This window comes from Thermovirga lienii, assembly GCF_036847465.1.
Taxonomy (GTDB): Bacteria; Synergistota; Synergistia; order Synergistales; family Thermovirgaceae; genus Thermovirga; species Thermovirga lienii.
This window is the reverse complement of the sequence record NZ_DAITZW010000072.1, coordinates 1-2,817: the sequence shown is the minus strand read 5'-3', so window position 1 is coordinate 2,817 and position 2,817 is coordinate 1. Positions and strand designations below refer to the sequence as shown.

Here is a 2,817-nt window from a genome sequence, read left to right as displayed (position 1 = left end):
AAAGGTGGGGATTGTAAAGGCCCACAGCTCTTGGAAAATTTCTCCAGAGGAAGTACTGGTGGGTGGAGGCTCTATTGGGGTTTTAGTGAGCCTCTTTAGAGTTTTGCTTCGTCCAGGTTCGGTTATGTTAGGTGTTTCTCCTCAGTTTACCGATACGGCTTTGCAGGCTTTGTATTGTGGAGCTTTGTATAAGCCGGTGAAACTTGAGCCTCCCAGATATGCCATAGATAAGAGGGCTCTTTTAGAGGCCTTGAAGGCCAAGCCTGACGTTCTGTACATTGATCGGCCTCACAACCCGACAGGCCAGGTCCTTCCCCTGGATACAGTTAAGGATATTGTTGACTTTGCCATGAAAGTTGGGACCTGGGTGATTTGCGACGAGGCCTACGGAGATTTTTTGCCTGATGAAGAATCGGCCGCTGTACTGGATTTCCCAAACTTGGTTGTTTGTCGTTCCTTTTCTAAGGGGCTTGGAGCAGCGGGGATTCGCGTTGGGTATGCCATATGTCGTGATCCTGATCTTGTGGCTCTTTACAGGAAGGTTCAGCCTCCCTTTGTCATTGGAACCTTGGATGCTTGCTTAGCCTTGGAAGTTTTGAAAGATGTGGAAACTTTGGAGAAGGTGCGGGCTTATGTGAAAGAAGCAAAACCTAGAGTTTTAGAGTTGGTCTCACAAAAGCAAGGCTGGTCGGTGGCGGACACAGATCAACGAGTTCCTATATTCCTACTCTCGCAGGGGGCGAGGAACCTAGTTCAGCGTCTGGCTGATGTGGGGATCGCCTGTGAAGCTGGGAGTGGCTATTTTGATTTAGACGATAGGTCGGCTCGACTTAGGGTTCCATCCCCAGACAAACTGGAAGTTTTTCTCGAAAGGTTCAAAATGGCCTAAATTAAAGGGCCTTCTCTAAATCAGGGAAGGCCCTTTTTTATTTGTGCTATATACAATAGATGATAAATTTATGATTTTGTTTTAGACAGTTTGTATAGCTTGTATATGCCTATGGTAAAGAGCGCTACGCCCTGCAATATAAAGAACACCCAGCTTATAGTGCCGTAACCTTGAGCTATAAGGCCTATAAGGCCGAACTTCGAAATAGCTAGTCCTATAAGGGCCAAGGTTGCTCCCACGATGCCTCGAGCTGTGTTGCTCATGCCCTTACCTCTCTTTTTGATGAGCGTGGCATTGATTCGCTCATTGATAGAGTGGAAGAATCCTACTCCTGTCTCTATCATTGTTCCGAAAAGGACGATTAGCCAGATAGGTAGGAGGAATCGAACTCCTAATTTTGCAATGGCACCAGTGGCTGGGACCTCCATGCTAAGAGCTTCAGGATAAAAGCCAGCCATTACAATGTAGAATAAAAACGCTGGCAGGATGCAGATTATAGCGGCTATTATGCCAGAGATGATAGCTTCCTTACGGGTCTCTAAGTAATTCAAGGTGAACAGTACGGTGGAAACAATAGCGATATTATAGAAGGCGTATTTAAACCCTCCCATTGCCCATCCGGGGTTTACCACACCGGCAGAAAAGTTTGAGGCAATGACTCCTCCGAAGCGGGTAAACCCGAAATAGAGAAATATGATGTAGACAGCGTAAAGAACGTAAGACCACCATGATAAAGCAACCTCAATAGCCTTGCTGCCGCTGTAGGTGAGGTAGGCTACGAAAATGAGAAACAGACCAGAACCGACAATCGGCGGAAGGCCAAAGGAGTCTCTGAGGATACTTCCAGAGGCTGCTCCTATGACTCCCATGATAAGGAAAAGGAGAACAATAAAAGCAGCTTCATATGCTATCCAGCCTGGGCCTATAAGTTTCTCGAAAAAGGTACGATAATCGTAGGCCTTGAAGGCTCGTGCAAACTCAAAGCTTAAAGCAAAAAGGGCAGCCCATAGAATTGTTGTGAGCCCCATGCCCATCAAGCCCCCAGTGGGTCCGTACTGGAGAAAATACTCGACTAATTCTCGTCCTGTACCATACCCTCCTGCAATTATTACTGATTGAGCGACAAAACCAGGAAGTAGATACTTCCGATACCAACTATAGTTCATGAAGAAAGATAAAACCCCTTGTTCTTTTTTCTCAGCCACGAATAAAACACCTCTCCTTCTATCTATTTCTATTTTTAAATTAAAGCATATGGTAGAACGCAAAATTAAACTTGTCAAGTATACAAAATAAGTGTTATGTTACCGGACAGTGATATTGTCACCCTGTAAGGGGACAGAGAAAATGTCCCCATGAGCAGGGGTGACGTATATTTGAATGAGAAGGAATCCAGGCGGGCATATGTTGTAGAGCAGTTATTGGATGGCAGGGTGACGGTGAAGGAAGCGTCGTGTGTATTAGGGTTGAGTGAGCGTCAAATAAAAAGGCTGAAGGCAGGGGTGAAGGAAAGAGGTATAGCAGCGTTGGCGCATGGTAACAGGGGTAGGAAGCCTAAACATGCTACGTCCAAAGAGGTAAAAGAGGCCATAGTAGGTTTTGCAGTGGGTAAATACGTTGGAGCCAGTTACCAACACATGTCAGAGCTGATGAGGGAGCACGATGGGATATTTGTGTCGGCCAAGACGATAGGTCGCATTCTCAAAGAGGCCTCAATACCCAACAAACACACTCATAAGGCTTCGAGGCGGAGGCGCTCCAGGAAGCGCATGCCTATGGAGGGCATGCTAGTACAGTGCGATGCCAGTCCCCATGACTGGCTTGAGGGAAGATGTTCCAAGTTGTGTCTTCATGGAGCCATAGATGATGCCACAGGGAAGGTTTTGGGCCTTTATTTCAGGCCCAATGAAGATTTATTGGGGTATCTG

The 2,817-nt window shown here is 46.4% G+C and carries 3 protein-coding genes; 2 read left to right on the top strand and 1 reads right to left on the bottom strand.

Going from position 1 to position 2,817, the window contains the following annotated elements; all coding sequences use genetic code 11:
• Window positions 1-889 (top strand): pyridoxal phosphate-dependent aminotransferase (locus V7Z69_RS09705; protein WP_334139784.1); only part of this gene is annotated, 889 nt, incomplete at its 5' end.
• A 68-nt stretch (window positions 890-957) separates the two neighbouring features.
• On the opposite strand, the gene V7Z69_RS09700 is transcribed toward V7Z69_RS09705, so the two are convergent.
• The gene (locus V7Z69_RS09700) at window positions 958-2,094 is read right to left on the bottom strand and encodes a YkvI family membrane protein (RefSeq protein ID WP_334139783.1); all 1,137 of its coding nucleotides are present in this window, start codon (window positions 2,092-2,094) and stop codon (window positions 958-960) included.
• Between the two features lie 171 nt (window positions 2,095-2,265).
• Here V7Z69_RS09700 and V7Z69_RS09695 point away from each other — a divergent pair.
• The coding region (locus tag V7Z69_RS09695) for a helix-turn-helix domain-containing protein (protein ID WP_334139782.1) at window positions 2,266-2,817 on the top strand (552 nt) is incomplete at its 3' end.